The organism is Cupriavidus ulmosensis (genome assembly GCF_977008105.1).
The window spans coordinates 1,867,215-1,882,898 of sequence record NZ_CDRMWP010000002.1 but is presented as its reverse complement, the minus strand read 5'-3'; the positions used below and the strand labels follow the sequence as shown (position 1 = coordinate 1,882,898).

The 15,684-nt window shown below is 73.1% G+C and carries 17 protein-coding genes; all 17 read left to right on the top strand.

The window, feature by feature from the left end; translation table 11 throughout:
• The first annotated feature begins 544 nt into the window (after positions 1–544).
• Entirely contained in the window at positions 545–1,273 is a 729-nt protein-coding gene (locus tag ACWTPI_RS28080; RefSeq protein WP_454733368.1) for a beta-ketoacyl synthase chain length factor, read from the top strand.
• Complete coding sequence (locus ACWTPI_RS28075; RefSeq protein ID WP_454733367.1) at positions 1,266–2,042, top strand: lysophospholipid acyltransferase family protein; 777 nt, start codon at positions 1,266–1,268, stop codon at positions 2,040–2,042. The genes ACWTPI_RS28080 and ACWTPI_RS28075 overlap by 8 nt, the downstream gene beginning before the upstream one ends.
• A complete protein-coding gene (locus ACWTPI_RS28070; RefSeq protein ID WP_454733366.1) occupies positions 2,029–2,301 on the top strand; it encodes a phosphopantetheine-binding protein in 273 nt (90 codons plus the stop codon). Before ACWTPI_RS28075 ends, ACWTPI_RS28070 begins: the two co-directional genes overlap by 14 nt.
• A gap of 54 nt (positions 2,302–2,355) precedes the next feature.
• The gene (locus ACWTPI_RS28065; protein WP_020201155.1) at positions 2,356–2,613 is read left to right on the top strand and encodes an acyl carrier protein; all 258 of its coding nucleotides are present in this window, start codon (positions 2,356–2,358) and stop codon (positions 2,611–2,613) included.
• 5 nt (positions 2,614–2,618) lie between these two features.
• On the top strand, positions 2,619–3,167 hold the full coding sequence (locus ACWTPI_RS28060) for a COG4648 family protein (protein WP_059411563.1): 549 nt from the start codon (positions 2,619–2,621) through the stop codon (positions 3,165–3,167).
• Positions 3,160–4,869, top strand: coding sequence for an AMP-binding protein (locus tag ACWTPI_RS28055; protein ID WP_454733365.1), 1,710 nt, complete (start codon positions 3,160–3,162; stop codon positions 4,867–4,869). Before ACWTPI_RS28060 ends, ACWTPI_RS28055 begins: the two co-directional genes overlap by 8 nt.
• On the top strand, positions 4,862–5,605 hold the full coding sequence (locus ACWTPI_RS28050; RefSeq protein ID WP_020201158.1) for a glycosyltransferase family 2 protein: 744 nt from the start codon (positions 4,862–4,864) through the stop codon (positions 5,603–5,605). The genes ACWTPI_RS28055 and ACWTPI_RS28050 overlap by 8 nt, the downstream gene beginning before the upstream one ends.
• Positions 5,602–6,654: an LpxL/LpxP family acyltransferase gene (locus ACWTPI_RS28045; protein WP_454733364.1), complete on the top strand. Its 1,053-nt coding sequence runs from the start codon at positions 5,602–5,604 to the stop codon at positions 6,652–6,654. The genes ACWTPI_RS28050 and ACWTPI_RS28045 overlap by 4 nt, the downstream gene beginning before the upstream one ends.
• A gap of 26 nt (positions 6,655–6,680) precedes the next feature.
• Positions 6,681–7,121: an acyl-CoA thioesterase gene (locus ACWTPI_RS28040; protein WP_020201160.1), complete on the top strand. Its 441-nt coding sequence runs from the start codon at positions 6,681–6,683 to the stop codon at positions 7,119–7,121.
• Positions 7,118–7,744, top strand: a complete 627-nt coding sequence (locus tag ACWTPI_RS28035; protein WP_020201161.1) for a LolA family protein — start codon at positions 7,118–7,120, stop codon at positions 7,742–7,744. Before ACWTPI_RS28040 ends, ACWTPI_RS28035 begins: the two co-directional genes overlap by 4 nt.
• Positions 7,737–10,106: an MMPL family transporter gene (locus ACWTPI_RS28030; protein ID WP_454733363.1), complete on the top strand. Its 2,370-nt coding sequence runs from the start codon at positions 7,737–7,739 to the stop codon at positions 10,104–10,106. The genes ACWTPI_RS28035 and ACWTPI_RS28030 overlap by 8 nt, the downstream gene beginning before the upstream one ends.
• A 105-nt stretch (positions 10,107–10,211) precedes the next feature.
• Complete coding sequence (locus ACWTPI_RS28025) at positions 10,212–11,438, top strand: NAD(P)/FAD-dependent oxidoreductase (RefSeq protein WP_020201163.1); 1,227 nt, start codon at positions 10,212–10,214, stop codon at positions 11,436–11,438.
• Entirely contained in the window at positions 11,435–12,049 is a 615-nt protein-coding gene (locus tag ACWTPI_RS28020) for a DUF3261 domain-containing protein (RefSeq protein ID WP_454733362.1), read from the top strand. Before ACWTPI_RS28025 ends, ACWTPI_RS28020 begins: the two co-directional genes overlap by 4 nt.
• Positions 12,046–13,230: a beta-ketoacyl-ACP synthase gene (locus ACWTPI_RS28015; RefSeq protein WP_020202870.1), complete on the top strand. Its 1,185-nt coding sequence runs from the start codon at positions 12,046–12,048 to the stop codon at positions 13,228–13,230. Before ACWTPI_RS28020 ends, ACWTPI_RS28015 begins: the two co-directional genes overlap by 4 nt.
• 2 nt (positions 13,231–13,232) lie before the next feature.
• On the top strand, positions 13,233–13,721 hold the full coding sequence (locus tag ACWTPI_RS28010) for an ApeP family dehydratase (protein ID WP_020202869.1): 489 nt from the start codon (positions 13,233–13,235) through the stop codon (positions 13,719–13,721).
• Positions 13,718–14,449, top strand: a complete 732-nt coding sequence (gene fabG, locus ACWTPI_RS28005; RefSeq protein WP_020202868.1) for a 3-oxoacyl-ACP reductase FabG — start codon at positions 13,718–13,720, stop codon at positions 14,447–14,449. The genes ACWTPI_RS28010 and fabG overlap by 4 nt, the downstream gene beginning before the upstream one ends.
• Positions 14,446–15,675: a beta-ketoacyl-ACP synthase gene (locus tag ACWTPI_RS28000; RefSeq protein WP_454733361.1), complete on the top strand. Its 1,230-nt coding sequence runs from the start codon at positions 14,446–14,448 to the stop codon at positions 15,673–15,675. The genes fabG and ACWTPI_RS28000 overlap by 4 nt, the downstream gene beginning before the upstream one ends.
• Positions 15,676–15,684 lie beyond the last annotated feature (9 nt).

The following is a 15,684-nucleotide window of genomic DNA, read 5'->3' as shown; positions in this document are numbered from 1 at the left end:
GCGGCAGGCTGCCGGGGGCGCGGAAGCGGGGAGGCGCAGCCTCCGTCCCCCCTCGTTCCGGTGGTTACATTTGCGAACTTTCTTAACGCTCTGGCATCCCCCGCGGCTGTTCCTTTGTGCGAGAATTCGGGCCTGACAAAAAATGCGGGCCAAAGTTTGTCCTGTTTTCCGCGTCACCGATGTATTGCCATTCCGGGGTGCTTGTGGCTGCGGCCCCGCCCCGAGGTCAGTTTGGCAAGCCTTTCGCCGTTAATACGGAAATGCGGACCGCGGTCCCCGGCCATGCCGGGGCCGGGCCCGGAAAAACAGGCGGCGAAAAGCACCCACAAAAGCAGAACTCATCGCCGGCGGGCAGATTGCCGGACAGGTGGCAAACAGGAGGCAGCCAGCGGCATCTGCCGGCAACGGGGCGTAACGAAGCGTCAACAAGACGTCAACGGAGCGATATGCGCGCTCCGCGCGTCTGGCGCGGTCGCCGACAGCCACCCCGGGCGGGCGGTGTGCCGGCGGGCCATTTTTTCCACCCAACGCGAACGGCAGGGCAATGGAATTCGGTATTCGCGCATGGGCGGCATGTGCAGCACAACTCGACACGCAGCAAGCCTGGCTGGCCTGGAGCCGCGCGCCCTGGCTGCCGGCCGGCGAAGAACTGCCGGCGCTCGGCCCGATGGCGCCGATGCTGCGCCGGCGCGTGACCGCGCTCGGCCGCGCCGCGCTGCACCCGGCCTACGCCTGCCAGCCGGGCGTGGAGGGCATGCCGGTGATCTTCGCCTCGCGCCACGGCGACACCCTGCGCCCGCTGCAGATGCTCGGCAACCTCGCCGACGGCGAGGCGCTCTCGCCCACGGCGTTCGGCCTGTCCGTGCACAACGCCATCGGCGCGCTGTACTCGATCGACCGCGGCGACCCCGCCAACCTGCAAGCGCTGGCCGCCGGCCGCGACACCGTGGAGGCGGCGGTGGTGGAAGCCTGCGGCCTGCTGGCCGACGGCGCCCCCGAAGTCCTGCTGGTCCAGTACGAGGCGCCGCTGCCGGCGCCCTATGCGGTCTTCGCCGACGAGCCCGAATGCCTGTTCGGCTGGGCCTGGCGCGTGGCCGGCCCGCGCGCCGGCGAAACCGTGTTCAGCCTGGAGGCGACCGACGCCGTGCCGGCCACGCCGCGGGAGCCGCTGCTGCCCCACGGGCTGGACGTGCTGCGCTTCGTGCTGGCCGGCGACGCCGAACTGCACCATGCCGGCGAGCGCGCCGGCTGGAGGTGGCGGCGTCATGGTTGAGCGCCTGGACCGCGCCTGGCGCGTGTGCGCCACCGGCCTGTGCTTCTCCAGCTTCGGCGTGGGCGGGCTGCTGCTGCGCGTGCTGGTGTTTCCGCTGCTGACGCTGCTGCTGTGGTCGCCGGCCAGCCGCCAGCGGGTCTGCAAGCACGTCGTGCGCCACGCCTTCCGCCTGTTCCTGCTGCTGATGCGCGCGGTCGGCGTGATCCGCTACGAAGTGCTGCACCCCGAGCGGCTGCGGCGCAGCGGCCTGCTGATCGTGGCCAACCATCCCTCGCTGATCGACGTCATCTTCCTGGTCGCGCTGACGCGCCAGGCCGACTGCGTGGTCAAGTCAGGGCTGGCGCGCAACCCGTTTACGCGCGGGCCGGTGCGCGCCACCGGCTACGTCTGCAACGATTCCGGCGCCGGCATGGTGGACGACTGCATCGCCTCGCTGCGCGCGGGCAACAACCTCGTCATCTTTCCCGAAGGCACGCGCACCCCGGCGCGCGGCCCGCTGCGGCTGCAGCGCGGGGCGGCCAACATCGCCGTGCGCGGCGGCTTCGCGCTCACCCCGGTGGTGATCCGCTGCGAGCCGCCCACGCTGGCCAAGGGCGACAAGTGGTACCGCGTGCCGGCGCGCCGGCCGCGCTACGTCATCGACGTGCGCGAGGACGTCGGCGTGGAGCGCTGGGCGCGCCCGGGGCTGGACGACGCGCTGGCCGTGCGGCAACTGACACAATCGCTATCCGAGTTTTTCTCCAGGGAGGTCCGCCGTGAAGGCGCTTGAACACGAAATCAAGGAACTGATCATTTCATCGCTGTCGCTCGAAGATATCGGCCCGGCCGACATCGACGCCGGCGCGCCGCTGTTCATCGACGGCCTGGGCCTGGATTCGATCGACGCGCTCGAACTCGGGCTGGCGCTGCAGAAGCGCTACGGCGTGACCATGAACGGCGACAAGGACGAGATGCGCGAGCGCTTCGCCAGTGTCGCGGCGCTGGCCGCCTTCGTGGCATCGCAGCGCGCCGGCCGGACCCAGGCCTGATTCCGCCCGCCCATCCCGTTAGCCCATCAAGCACAACCGACAAGGGAGCCCCTCATGACCCATGATGAAATCTTTGCGCGGGTGGCCACCGTGCTCGAGGAAACCTTCGAGATCGAGCGCGCGCGCATCCGCCCCGAAGCGCGCCTGTACGAAGACCTGGACATCGACAGCATCGACGCGGTCGATCTGCTGGTCAAGCTCAAGCCCATGCTCAACAAGCCGATCAAGCCCGAGCAGTTCAAGGCGGTGCGCACCGTGCAGGACGTGGTGCAGGCGCTGGCCCTGCTGATCGACTCGCCCGCCACGGCCTGAGCCGCATGCGCTGGCGCAAACTGCTGCTCGGCGTGCTCACGCTGTGCTATCCGGTGGCGATCTACGCCGGCCTGCAATACTGGCCGCCGCGCGTGCTGGCGCTGGCGCTGGTGGCGCTGGCGCTGCTGCGCGCGCTGACCAGCCGCCAGGCCGGCTGGCGCTGGCTGGCGGTGCTGGCCGCCGGGCTGGCCGCGGTGGTGGCAGCCTCCAACCACGCCTTGCCGCTCAAGCTCTACCCGGTGCTGGTCAACGCCGCCATGCTGGCCGTGTTCGGCTGGAGCCTGCGCCATCCGCCCAGTCTGGTCGAACGGCTGGCGCGCCTGCGCGAGCCGGACCTGCCGCCCGCCGGCGTGGCTTACACGCGGCGCGTGACCCAGGCCTGGTGCGTGTTCTTCGTCTGCAATGGCACGGCGGCGGCGCTTACCGCGGTGCTGGCCAGCGACCGCATCTGGGCGCTCTACAACGGCGGCATCGCCTATGGCCTGATGGGCGCGATGTTCGCCGGCGAATGGCTGGTGCGCCAGCGCGTGATGGCGGGAGGGCGGCATGGCTGAGTGGCTTGGCATCGGCGGCCTGATGGCGGCGCTGCCGGCGCGCGCGCACGTGGTGGCGCATGGCGAGGACGGCAGCCTGGACGCGCCCGCCTTCGTGGCGCGCGCGGCGGCCTGGCGCGAAGCCTTCGCGGCGGCGCCCGGCGCGAGCGTGGCGCTCTATGCCGAATCCACCGCCGAGTTCGCCGCCGCGCTGTTCGGCGCGTGGCATGCCGGCAAGCACGTGGTGCTGCCCGGCGACACGCGCGCCGAGACGCTCGCCGCGCTGGACGGGCACGCCGCGGTCCGCGCCGGCGACCTGCCCGGCGGCATCCGCCCGCGGCAGCACGCGGCCTGCGCCGCGCCCGAATGGCCGCGCCTCGACCCGCGCGCGACGCGGGTGACGATGTTCACCTCCGGCTCCACCGGCGCGCCGGGCGCCATCGTCAAGCACCTGTCGCAACTGGAAGCGGAAGTGCAGGCGCTGCAGGCCGCGTTCGGCGCCGCGGTGCCGGCGCGGGCGCGCGTGCTGGCCACGGTCTCGCACCAGCACATCTACGGCCTGCTGTTCTGCGTGTTGTGGCCGCTGGCCGCGGCGCGCGCCATGCCGGCCGCGCGGCTGGCCTTCCACGAGGAAATCGTGCGCGCCTGCGGCGACGGCGCGCCGGCCGTGCTCGTGACCAGCCCGGCGCACCTGCGGCGCATGCCGCCGGCGCTCGACTGGGCGCCCGCGCGCGCCGCGCTGCACGCGGTGTTCTCGTCGGGCGGCCCGCTGCCGCCCGAGGCCGCGGCCGACGCGCTGCGCCATCTTGGCCACGCGCCCGTCGAAGTGTTCGGCAGCTCCGAGACCGGCGGCATCGCCTGGCGCCAGCGCGCGCGCCACGACGAGCGCTGGACGCCGCTGCCGGGCGTGCAGTGGCGCCTGCAGGACGGATTTCTCGCGGTGCGCTCGGCCCATCTGCCGGACGACGGCTGGCATCTGTGCGCCGACCGCGCGCAGCCGGCCGGCGACGGCGGCTTCGCGCTGGCGGGGCGCGCCGACCGCATCGTCAAGATCGAGGAAAAGCGCGTCTCGCTGACGCAGGTCGAGCAGGCCCTGCAGCAGTCCGCGCTGGTGCGCGAAGCGCGCGTGGTGCTGCTCGAGCTCGACAGCGGCATGCGCCTGGGCGCGGTGGTGGTGCCCAGCGAAGGCGGTGCCGCCATGCTGGCCGGCGCCGGCAGGGCGGCGTTGCTGGCCGCGCTGCGCGCGGATCTCGCGCCCGCCGTGGACGCGCTCGCGCTGCCGCGCCGCTGGAGCTTTGCCGAGGCCTTGCCGTGCAACGCGCAGGGCAAGACCACCGAAGCCATGCTGCGCGACGTGTTCCGCCGCGTGCTGCCGGTGGCGCGCTGGCAGCCGTCGCCGGACGCGCTGTCGGCCAGCGCCGAGCTGGAGATCGGCGCGGACCTCGCCGTGTTCGACGGCCATTTCCCGGGCAGCCCGATCGCGCCCGGCGTGGCCCAGGTCGACTGGGTCATGGCGCTGGCGCCCGAGCGCCTGCCGGTGCCGCCGCGCGCGCAGTTCCGCCGCCTCGAGACGCTCAAGTTCCAGGCCGTGATCGTGCCCGGCAGCACCGTGCAACTGGCGCTGACCTGGCAGCCCGAGCGCAATGCGCTGGCGTTCCGCCTCAGTTCGGCGCAGGGCCCGCACGCGAGCGGGCGCATCGTGTTCGGAGACGCGCATGTTTAAGCCGGTGGTGCTGGTGCCGGTCTACAACCACGAGCGCGCCATCGGCGCGATGGTGCAGGCCATCCTGCGGCATCCGCTGCCGTGCCTGCTGGTGGACGACGGCAGCAGCCCCGCGTGCGAGCGCGTGCTGCGCGAGATCGCCGCCGCGCATGCCGGGCGCGTGCACCTGATCCGCCTGCCCGAGAACCAGGGCAAGGGCGGCGCCATCATGGCCGGCTTCGAGGAAGCCGCCCGCATGGGCTTCACGCACGCGCTGCAGATCGACGCCGACGGCCAGCACGACGCCGGTTGCATCCCGCAGTTCGCGGCGCTGGCGCAGGCGCGCCCCGAGGCGATGGTCTGCGGCTACCCGGTCTACGACGCATCGGTGCCGCGCGTGCGGCTGCTGGCGCGCTACCTGACCCACGTGTGGGTGTGGATCAACACGCTCTCGCTCGCCATCCGCGATTCGATGTGCGGGCTGCGCGTCTATCCGCTCGGCCCGGCGCTGGCGCTGGTGCGCGAGGTGCGGCTGGGCCGGCGCATGCAGTTCGACACCGAGGTGCTGGTCCACCTGGTCTGGCGCGGCGTGCCGATCGTCAACGTGCCCACCCAGGTCACGTATCCGTCCGACGGCGTCTCGCATTTCCAGGTCTGGCGCGACAACGCGCTGATCTCCACCATGCACGCGCGGCTGTTCTGCGGCATGGTGGCGCGGCTGCCGCGGCTGCTGTGGCGCAAGGTGCGGCCGGCATGAGCGCGCCGCGAGACACCGCGCCGCCGGGCCGCATGGCGCGCCACTGGAGCCAGATCCGCGAGTCCACCTGCGTGTGGGGCGTGTGGTGCCTGTACGGGCTCTACCGCCTGTGCGGCCGCGCACTGTTCCGCGCCGTGCTGTACCCGGTCGTGGCCTATTACTGGCTGGCTAGGCCGCTCGCGCGCCGCGCCTCGCTCGACTACCTGCGGCGCGTGCAGGCCGCCACCGGCGCGGTGCTGCCGGCCGGCGCCACGCCGGGCCTGCGCCACAGCCTGCGCCACCTGTTCTCGTTCGCCGACACGCTGCTCGACAAGCTGCTGGCCATCGGCGGCGGCTACCGCTACGGCAACGTGCGGCGCGAAGGCGCCGAGGTGATGCTGCGGCAGATCGCCAGCGGCCAGGGCGGCATCATCGTGACCGCGCACATGGGCTGCCTGGAGTTGTGCCGCGTGCTGGCCAACCAGCGCCAGGGCCTGCGCCTGACGGTGCTGGTGCATACCGCGCACGCGGCGCAGTTCAACCGCATCCTGTCGCGGCTCGATCCGCGCTCGGGGCTGCAACTGTTCCAGGTCGACGACATCTCGCCGGCCACCGCGCTGCAACTGGCCGAGAAGGTGCGCGCCGGCGAGTTCGTCGCCATCGCCGGCGACCGCGTGCCGGTGCACGGCGGCCGCACCGTGACGGTGCCGTTCTTCGGCGCGCCGGCGCGCTTCCCGGTCGGCCCCTACGTGCTGGCCGCGCTGATGGAATGCCCGCTGTTCGCGATGGGCTGCGTGCGTTCGGGCGACGGCCACCTGCTGCGCTTCACCGAACTGGCGCGCGAGGTGCGCCTGCCGCGCGCGCGGCGCGAGGCTGTCCTGAGCGGCCACGCCGCGGACTATGCGCAATGGCTGTCGCGGCTGCTCGCCGAGTCGCCCTACGACTGGTTCAACTTCTACGATTTCTGGGGGCAGGGCGGCGGCGTGGCCGAGGCCGCGCGCGCCGGCGCGCCGCATGCGCCGAACGCACCAAACGCACCAAACGCGGCACCGGCGCCGCGCGGCGACTGACGTCCCGCCCCCATCACGCAACCGCCATGTCTCCAGACCTCAGCCACGAGATCACGCTCAGCCCCGCCTTCCACGACCTCGACCCGATGAACGTGGTGTGGCACGGCAACTACGTGCGCTATTTCGAGCAGGCGCGCTGCGCGCTGCTCGAGCGTTTCCATTACGACTACCCGGCCATGCGCGACTCCGGCTACGCCTGGCCGGTGGTGGACATGCGCGTGAAGTACGTCGGCCCGCTGACCTACGGCCAGCCCTTCGTCATCCGCGCCACCATCGTCGAGTGGGAGAACCGCCTGAAGATCGACTACCTGGTGCGCGACGCCGCCACCGGCCGGCGCCTGACCAAGGGCTACACCATCCAGGTGGCGGTGGACATGCGCAGCGCCGAGATGTGCTACGTGTGCCCGCCGGTGCTGTGGGAGCGGCTCGGCGTGCCGGCCGCGCCGGACGGGGAGGGCCAGGCATGAAGCGCCGCGCCTTCCTGCTGGCCCTGTGCGGCGCCATGCTGGCCGCCCCGCGCCTGGCCGGCGCGGCCGCACCCGACCTGCTGGCCGCGGTGGCCGCGCGCCTGTCCGACGCGCCGGTGATCCACGGCCGCTTCGAGCAGACCCGCCGCCTGTCCGGCTTCGCCAACCCGCTGGTGTCGCGCGGCGACTTCGTGCTGGCGCGCGAGCGCGGCGTGGTGTGGAGCACGCGCGAGCCGTTCGCCTCCAGCCTGCTGGTGACGCCGGAGCGGCTGGTCATGCGCGGCGCCGACGGGCGCGTGCAGCAGCAGATGCAGGCCGACGCCCAGCCCGCCATGCGCGTGGTCGGCGAATCGGTGATCGCGGTGCTGCGCGGCGACCTGCAGACCCTGTCGGCGCGCTTCGAGGTGGCCGGCAAGCTGGCCGGCAAGAACGGCTGGTCGCTCACGCTCACGCCGCGCGACGCCGCCATGCGCCGCGTGTTCGCGCGCATCGAGCTGGCCGGCGACCGCTTCGTGCGCGACGTGCGCCTGGAGGAAGCGGGCGGCGACAGCACCCACGTCAAGCTGATCGACCCGAGCGCGGCCACCCGGCTGGCCGCCGACGAGGAGCCGCGCTTTGAGTAATGCCAGCAACGCCAGCATGGCCACCGGCAAGCCCCTGCGCGGCCTCAGCCCCCTGGAGCGGGTGCTGGCCGTGGGCTGGCTGCTGCTGGTGATCGCGCTGGCGGCGCACCAGTTGCAGTTCTGGCGCGCCTCGCGGCTCGACACCGACGTGATGGCGCTGCTGCCCACCAGCCAGCGCACCGCCACCGCCGACCGCGTGCTGCGCCGGCTGGCCGATGGCGTCTCGCGCGAGATCGTGGTGCTGGTCGGCGCGCCGGACTGGCCCGCCGCGCGCGCCGCGGCGCAGCGCTTCAGCGCCGCGACGCAGCCGCGGGCCAGCCTGCTGCAGCCGGTGGACCGCATCGCCAGCTTCGACCTGGACGCGGCGCTGGCCTTCTACCGGCCCTACCGCGACCGGCTGCTGACCGACGGCCAGCGCGCCATGCTCGGCCACGCCAACGCGGACGCGCTGGCCCGGCAGGCGCTGACCCGCCTCTACCAGCTTTCCACCGGCCCGCGCCTGACCGGCTGGGCCGCCGACCCGCTCGGCCTGTGGCAGGACTGGTGGCTGTCGCGCGCGGCCATGACGCGCGTGCACGAGCGCGACGGCCTGGCCGCCCTCAGCGCCGAGGGCAAGGAATGGGTGCTGCTGACCTACCGCATCAGCAAGCCCGCGTTCTCCGTGAGCGGCGACACCGATTACGCCGACCTGCTCAGGCTCGCCACGCGCGCGGCGCAGCAGGGCGGCGGCGTGCAGGTGGTGGCGGCCGGCATCCCGCTGCACGCGGAAGCGGCCGCCGCGCAGGCCAGCGTGGAGATGAACGTGATCGGCTGGGGCTCGCTGGTGGCGGTGCTGCTGCTGGTGTGGCTGGCCTTCCGCTCGCTGCGCCCGATCGTCCTGGTCGGGCTGTCGCTGCTGGTGGGCACGGCGGCGGCGGTGTCCGTCACGGCGCTGGTGTTCGAGCGCGTGCACCTGATCACGCTGGTGTTCGGCGCCAGCCTGGTGGGCGTGGCGGAGGACTACGGCATCCATTATTTCGTCTCGCGCCAGGCCAGCCCGGGCGCCACGCCGCCGCAGGTGATGCGCCGGCTGCTGCCGGGCATGGCGCTGGCGCTGTCGACCAGCGCGGTGGCCTATCTCGCGCTCGGCATCGCGCCGTTCCCGGGGCTGCGCCAGATGGCGCTGTTCTCGGCGGTGGGGCTGGTGGCGGCGTTCCTGACCGTGGTGTTCTGGTTCCCGCTGCTCGACCGCGGCCAGTTGCGCCAGACCCGCCTGTCGTCCTGGCTGACCGCCAGCCTGGCGCGCTGGCCGCGCGTGGGCGCGGAGCGCCGCTCGCTGCTGCTACTCGGGCTGCTGGCGCTGTTCGTGGTGCCGGGCCTGTGGCAGGTCCGCGTGGCCGACGACGTGCGCCAGCTGCAAAGCTCGCCGCCGGCGCTGATCGAGGCGCAGCGCGCCGCCGGGCGGCTGCTCGGCACGCCCAGCCCGGCGCAGTTCCTGCTGGTGCGCGGCGCCACGCCGGACCAGGTGCTGGCGCGCGAGGAACAGATCAAGCAGGCGCTGGCCGGCGTGGTCGCGCGCGGCGGGCTGGACGGCTTCGTGGCGATTTCCGACTGGGTGCCCTCGGCCGCGCGCCAGCGCGCCGACGCGGCCCTGGCCGACGGCCTGGAAGGCGCCGTGCGCGAGCGCGTGGCGCGCGCGGTCGGCGGCGCCGTGGGCGCGGCCGGCGCGGCGCCGGCCGGGCAGGTGCTGACCTTGCCGGCGTGGCTGGCCGCGCCGGTTTCGGACACGCTGCGCCACCTGTGGCTGGACCGCGAAGGCGACGGCTACGCCAGCGTCATGCTGCTGCGCGGCCTCGACAAGCCGGCCACGCTGGCGCTGATCGAGGCCGCCGCGGCCACCGTGCCGGGCGTGGAGTGGGTCGACCGCGTGGCCGACCTGTCCGCGCTGCTCAAGCATTACCGCGTGCTGATGACGTGGCTGCTGGCCGCCGGCGCCGCCGCGGTGGCGCTGCTGCTGGCGTGGCGCTACGGCCGCGGCGCGTGGCGCGCGCTGGTGCCCACGCTGCTGGCGGCGCTGTTCAGCGTGGCGCTGCTGGGCTGGCTGCACGTGCCGCTGCAATTGTTCTCGGTGCTGGCGCTGGCGCTGCTGCTGGGCGTGGGGGTGGACTACGGCATCTTCCTGCTCGAGCATCCCGGCGACGGCGAGTCATGGACGGCGATCGTGCTCGGCGCGGCCAGCACGCTGCTGGCGTTCGGCCTGCTCGCGCTGTCGTCCACGCCGGCGCTGCATGCGTTCGGCATGACCATGCTGTCCGGCGTGGGCGCGGTGTGGCTGCTGTCGCCGTGGTTCCGGCCGCGCGCCGCGCCGCACGGCGGCAGGTAGGGAACAAGAAGCAGCAAGAGGCAGCAAGCGGGAAAGAAGCAGGAAAGAAGCAGGAAAACAGACCAACGAGATCGACAAGATCCAACCACAGGAACAGGGTTACGAATGCATACCGAACAGGTGGACGTCCTTATCATCGGCGCGGGGCCGGCCGGCTCCGTGGCCGCGGGCCTGCTGCGCAAGCGCGGCATCGGCGTGCTGGTGCTGGAGAAGGAAACCTTCCCGCGCTTCTCGATCGGCGAGAGCCTGCTGCCGCAGAGCATGGCGTATATCGAGGAGGCCGGCATGCTGCAGGCCGTGGTGGAGGCGGGCTTCCAGTACAAGAACGGCGCGGCCTTCGCGCGCGGCGAGCGCTACACCGAATTCGATTTCCGCGACAAGTTCTCCGCCGGCTGGGGCACCACCTACCAGGTCCAGCGCGCGCGCTTCGACGACGTGCTGATCCGCGAGGCGCAGAAGCAGGGCGCCGAGGTCCGCTTCCGCCACCAGGTCACGGCGGTGGACGTCGAGGGCGAGCAGCCCCGCGTCACCGTGCGCGGCGCCGACGGCAACGTCTACGGCGTGCAGGCGCGCTTCCTGCTGGACGCCTCCGGCTTCGGCCGCGTGCTGCCGCGCCTGCTGGACCTGGAGTCGCCGTCCAACTTCCCGGTGCGCAGCGCCATCTTCACGCACGTGGAAGACCGCATCCCGCCCGGCACCTTCGACCGCAACAAGATCCGCATCGGCGTGCATCCCGAGCACGTGGATGTGTGGTACTGGACCATCCCGTTCTCGGACGGGCGCTGCTCGCAGGGCGTGGTGGCGGAAAAGCGCTTCCTCGACCAGTACGGCGGCACCGAGACCGAGCGCCTCCAGGCGCTGGTCGGCGAGGAGCCGGGCCTGGCGAAGCTGCTGGCCAACGCCGCGTGGGACACCCCGGCGCGGCAGATCGTCGGCTACTCGGCCAACGTCAAGTCGCTGTGGGGCAAGGGCTACGCGCTGCTCGGCAACGCCGGCGAGTTCCTCGATCCGGTGTTCTCGTCGGGCGTGACCATCGCCTTCAAGTCGGCCAGCCTCGCCACCGCCTGCCTGGCGCGCCAGTTCGCCGGCGAGGCGGTGGACTGGCAGGCCGAGTACGGCACGCCGCTCAAGCAGGGCGTGGACTGCTTCCGTACCTTCGTCGAGGCGTGGTACGAGGGCAGCTTCCAGAAGCTGATCTTCCACCCCGACGCCACGCCGGACATCCGCCGCATGATCTCGGCCATCCTGGCCGGTTATGCGTGGGACCGCGGCAACCCGTTCGTGACCGAATCGCGCCGCCGCCTGGCCGTGCTGGAGCAGCTTTGCGCGTGACCGTTTTCCGCTTTGCGCCACGCATGGCCGCCGCGCCGCTGGCCGCCGCGGCCGTGCTGCTGGCGGGCTGCGCCGCGCCCGGCCCGGTGCCGCCGGCCGGCATCGAGGCCGCCGGCCGCGCGCCGGTGCCGCTGCTGCGCCTGCCGCCGGCCTCGCTGGGCCGCGCGCTGATGCTGCAACAGCAGATCACGGTGACGTACCGCACGCCGCGCGGCGAGGAGCACCGCGAGATCCAGGCCCTGCTCGAAGCGGACGCCGCCCACACGCGGCTGGCCGCGCTGGCCGGCGGCCAGGTGCTGGCGCGGCTGGACTGGGACGGGCGCGACCTGCGCGTGGCGCGCTCGCCGTGGGCGCCGGCCGAACTGGTGCCGGAGCGTATCCTGAGCGAGATGCAGTTGTCGCTGTGGCCGGTGGCGGCGATCGCGGCGGCCTTGCCGCCCGGCTGGCGGCTCGACGCCGTGGCCGGCCGCCGCGTGCTGCGCGCGGGCGGCGAGACGGTGGCCGAGATCCGCTACCCGGACGCGCAGACCATCGAGTTCGAGCAGTACCGCGACGGCTACCGGCTGACCATCCGCACGCTGCCGGCGGCCACGCAAGGAGGGCCGGAATGAACGATGTCTTTATCCATGCACTTGGCGTCACCTGCGCGCTCGGCGACGGCGCGGACGCCGTGCGCGCCGCGCTCTGGCGCACCGACGCCGCGCCCGGCGGCGAAGTCACCGAGCGCTACAGCGCGGGCCGGCCGCTGCACCTCGGCACGGTCGATGCCGCGCTGGCGCTGCCGCAAGGCACGCCGCTGGTGCACCGCACGCGCAACAACGCGCTGCTGCATCACGCCGCGCTGCAATGCCTGCCGCAGCTGCAGGCGGCCATCGCCCGCTTCGGCCCGGCGCGCGTGGCGGTGGTGATGGGCACCAGCACCTCGGGCATCGCCGAGGGCGGCGAGGCGGTCGACGCGCGCAGCGTCGGCGGCGCGTGGCCCGAGGGCTTTCACTACGGGCAGCAGGAGCTGGGCTCGCCGGCGCAGTTCCTGGCTGGCGCGCTGGGCGTGACCGGGGTGGCGTATACGTTGTCCACGGCCTGCTCGTCGAGCGCCAAGGCGCTGGCCGCGGCGGCGCGGCTGCTGCGCAGCGGCGCCGCCGACGCGGTCATCGCGGGCGGCGCCGACACCTTGTGCGCGTTTACCGTGGCCGGCTTCAGCGCACTGGATTCGGTCTCGGCCGCGCGCTGCAACCCGCTGTCGGTCAACCGCGCCGGCATCAATCTGGGCGAGGGCGCCGCGCTCTTCCTGCTCTCGCGCGAGGCGGGCGAAGTGCGGCTGGCCGGCTGGGGCGAGACCTCCGACGCGCACCACATGTCGGCGCCCGATCCCAGCGGCGCCGGCGCGCAGGCCGCCATGCGGCAGGCGCTGGCGCGCGCCGGCCTCGCCGCCGGCGACATCGACTACCTCAACCTGCACGGCACCGCCACGCCGCAGAACGACGCGATGGAGGCGCTGGCCTGCGCCGCGCTGTTCGGCGAGCGCGTGCCGCTGAGCTCGACCAAGCCGATGACCGGCCACGCGCTCGGCGCCGCCGGCGCCATCGAGGCCGCGCTGATGTGGCTGACGCTGGCCGGCAACCCGCGGGGCCGCCTGCCCGCGCACTGGTGGGACGGCGCCGCCGACCCGGCGTTGCCGCCGCTGCGCGTGGTGGCGCCCGGCGAGGCGCTGGGCCGCGCGCCGCGCTACGTGATGAGCAATTCCTTCGCGTTCGGCGGCAGCAACAGCGCCGTGATCCTGGGGGCGGGCTGAGCATGAGCGAGACCATCGCAAGCCGCCGCGCCGCCTTCCCCGGCCTGCCGCCGATTGCCGACTTGGTGCCGCATGCCGGCGCCATGCGCCTGCTCGACGAGCTGCTCGGCGCCGACGAGGAGCGCGCGGTGGCGCGCGCCACGGTGCGCGCCACGCAACTGTTCGTCGACGAGGCCGGCATGCCGGGCTGGGTCGGCATCGAGTACATGGCGCAGACCATCGCCGCCTGGGCCGGCGCGCGCGACTGGCGCGCGGGCCGCGAGCCGGGCATCGGCTTCCTGCTCGGCTCGCGCCGCTACGAGTGCGACGTGCCGGCGTTCCCGGTGGGCAGCGTGCTGACCGTGCAGGTCAGCGCCGAGCTGATCGGCGACAACGGCCTGGGCATGTTCGCCTGCGCGCTGTCGCTCGACGGCCGCGAAGTGGCGCGCGCCAACGTTTCCGTTTTCCAGCCCGCCGACGCGCGGGCGTTCTTGCAAGGACAACAACCATGACGAACCGGACCGTGCTCGTCACAGGGTCATCGCGCGGCATCGGCCGCGCCATCGCGCTGCGCCTGGCGCGCGAGGGCTGCGATGTGGTGGTGCATTGCCGCGCGCGGCGCGAAGAGGCCGAATCGGTCGCCGACGCGGTGCGCGCGCTCGGCCGCGGCGCGCGCGTGCTGTGCTTCGACGTGCGCCAGCGCGAGCAGGCCGCCGCCGCGCTGCTGGCCGACATCGAGGCGCACGGCTGCTACTACGGCGTGGTGTGCAACGCCGGCATCGCGCGCGATGCCGCCTTCCCGGCCATGACCGGCGAGGAGTGGGACGAGGTGATCCACACCAACCTCGACGCCTTCTACAACGTGCTCAATCCCGTGGTGATGCCGATGGTGCAGCGGCGCAAGCCGGGCCGCATCGTCACGCTGTCCTCGGTCTCCGGGCTGGTGGGCAACCGCGGGCAGGCCAACTACAGCGCGGCCAAGGCCGGCATCATCGGCGCCACCAAGGCGCTGGCCATCGAGCTGGCCAAGCGCAACATCACCGTCAACTGCGTGGCGCCGGGCCTGATCGACACCGAGATGGTGGAGCCGCACGTGCTGGAGGAAGCGCTGCGCATGATCCCGGCGCGCCGCATGGGCACGCCGGACGAGGTGGCCGCCACGGTGGCCTTCCTGATGTCCGCCGACGCCGGCTACATCACGCGCCAGGTGATCTCGGTCAACGGGGGGATGTTCGGATGAAGCGCGTCGTCGTTACCGGAACCGGCGCGGTCAGCGCGCTGGGCAATGACTGGGCCACCGTGCGCGAGCGCCTGGCGCAGGGCCGCAACGCCGTCGTGCACATGCCCGGCTGGCAGGAATACAAGGGCCTGAACACGCAGCTGGCGGCGCCCGTGCCGCCGTTCGCGCTGCCCGCGCACTACACGCGCAAGGCCACGCGCGCGATGGGGCGCGTGGCGGTGATGTCGGTGCTGGCCAGCGAGGCCGCGCTGCGGCAGGCGGGCCTGCTCGGCGATCCGCTGGTCACCGGCGGCAGGCTCGGCATCGCCTACGGCTCGTCGACCGGCACGCCGGCGGCGGTGGCCGACTTCGGCCGCATGATGAACGAGCGCACCACCGAGGACATCAGCGCCACCACCTACATCCGCATGATGCCGCACACCACGGCGGTCAACATCGGCGTGTTCTTCGGCATCACCGGGCGCATCATCACCACCTCCAGCGCCTGCACCTCGGGCAGCCAGGGCATCGGCTACGCCTACGAGGCCATCCGCAGCGGGCGCCAGGTGGCGATGCTGGCCGGCGGCGCGGAGGAGCTCGACCCGACCGAGGCCGCGGTGTTCGACACGCTGTTCGCCACCAGCACCTGCAACGACGCGCCCCACACCACGCCGCGCCCGTTCGACAGCGAGCGCGACGGCCTGGTGCTGGGCGAGGGCGCCGGCACGCTGCTGCTGGAGGAGCTGGAGCACGCGCAGGCGCGCGGCGCGCGCATCCTGGCGGAGCTGGTCGGCTTCGGCACCAACAGCGACGGCGCGCACGTGACCCAGCCCCAGGCCGGCACGATGGCGCAGGCCATGCGCCTGGCGCTCGAGGACGCCGGGGTGGCGCCGTCGGCCATCGGCTACGTCAATGCCCACGGCACCGCCACCGACCAGGGCGACATCGCCGAGTCGCACGCCACCGCGGAAGTGCTGGGCGGCGCGGTGCCGGTCAGCTCGCTCAAGAGCTACCTGGGCCATACGCTGGGCGCGTGCGGCGCGCTGGAAGCGTGGATGACCATCGAGATGATGCGCGAGGGCTGGTTCGCGCCCACCATCAACCTGGCCACGCTGGACCCGCGCTGCGCGCCGCTCGACCACATCATGGGCGCGGGCCGCCGGCTCGACATCGACTACGCCATGAGCAACAATTTCGCGTTCGGCGGCATCAACACCTCGCTGGTGTTCCGCCGCTGGCGCGGGTAGCCGGACCCG

Bases quoted from the DNA above. Each gene is read 5' to 3' on its own strand.
- ACWTPI_RS28000 (WP_454733361.1), top strand. From the start codon at position 14,446: ATGAAGCGCGTCGTCGTTACCGGAACCGGCGCGGTCAGCGCGCTGGGC.
- ACWTPI_RS28040 (WP_020201160.1), top strand. From the start codon at position 6,681: ATGTCTCCAGACCTCAGCCACGAGATCACGCTCAGCCCCGCCTTCCAC.
- ACWTPI_RS28055 (WP_454733365.1), top strand. From the start codon at position 3,160: ATGGCTGAGTGGCTTGGCATCGGCGGCCTGATGGCGGCGCTGCCGGCG.
- ACWTPI_RS28035 (WP_020201161.1), top strand. From the start codon at position 7,118: ATGAAGCGCCGCGCCTTCCTGCTGGCCCTGTGCGGCGCCATGCTGGCC.
- ACWTPI_RS28080 (WP_454733368.1), top strand. From the start codon at position 545: ATGGAATTCGGTATTCGCGCATGGGCGGCATGTGCAGCACAACTCGAC.
- fabG (WP_020202868.1), top strand. From the start codon at position 13,718: ATGACGAACCGGACCGTGCTCGTCACAGGGTCATCGCGCGGCATCGGC.
- ACWTPI_RS28060 (WP_059411563.1), top strand. From the start codon at position 2,619: ATGCGCTGGCGCAAACTGCTGCTCGGCGTGCTCACGCTGTGCTATCCG.
- ACWTPI_RS28065 (WP_020201155.1), top strand. From the start codon at position 2,356: ATGACCCATGATGAAATCTTTGCGCGGGTGGCCACCGTGCTCGAGGAA.
- ACWTPI_RS28025 (WP_020201163.1), top strand. From the start codon at position 10,212: ATGCATACCGAACAGGTGGACGTCCTTATCATCGGCGCGGGGCCGGCC.
- ACWTPI_RS28050 (WP_020201158.1), top strand. From the start codon at position 4,862: ATGTTTAAGCCGGTGGTGCTGGTGCCGGTCTACAACCACGAGCGCGCC.
- ACWTPI_RS28010 (WP_020202869.1), top strand. From the start codon at position 13,233: ATGAGCGAGACCATCGCAAGCCGCCGCGCCGCCTTCCCCGGCCTGCCG.
- ACWTPI_RS28075 (WP_454733367.1), top strand. From the start codon at position 1,266: ATGGTTGAGCGCCTGGACCGCGCCTGGCGCGTGTGCGCCACCGGCCTG.
- ACWTPI_RS28015 (WP_020202870.1), top strand. From the start codon at position 12,046: ATGAACGATGTCTTTATCCATGCACTTGGCGTCACCTGCGCGCTCGGC.
- ACWTPI_RS28045 (WP_454733364.1), top strand. From the start codon at position 5,602: ATGAGCGCGCCGCGAGACACCGCGCCGCCGGGCCGCATGGCGCGCCAC.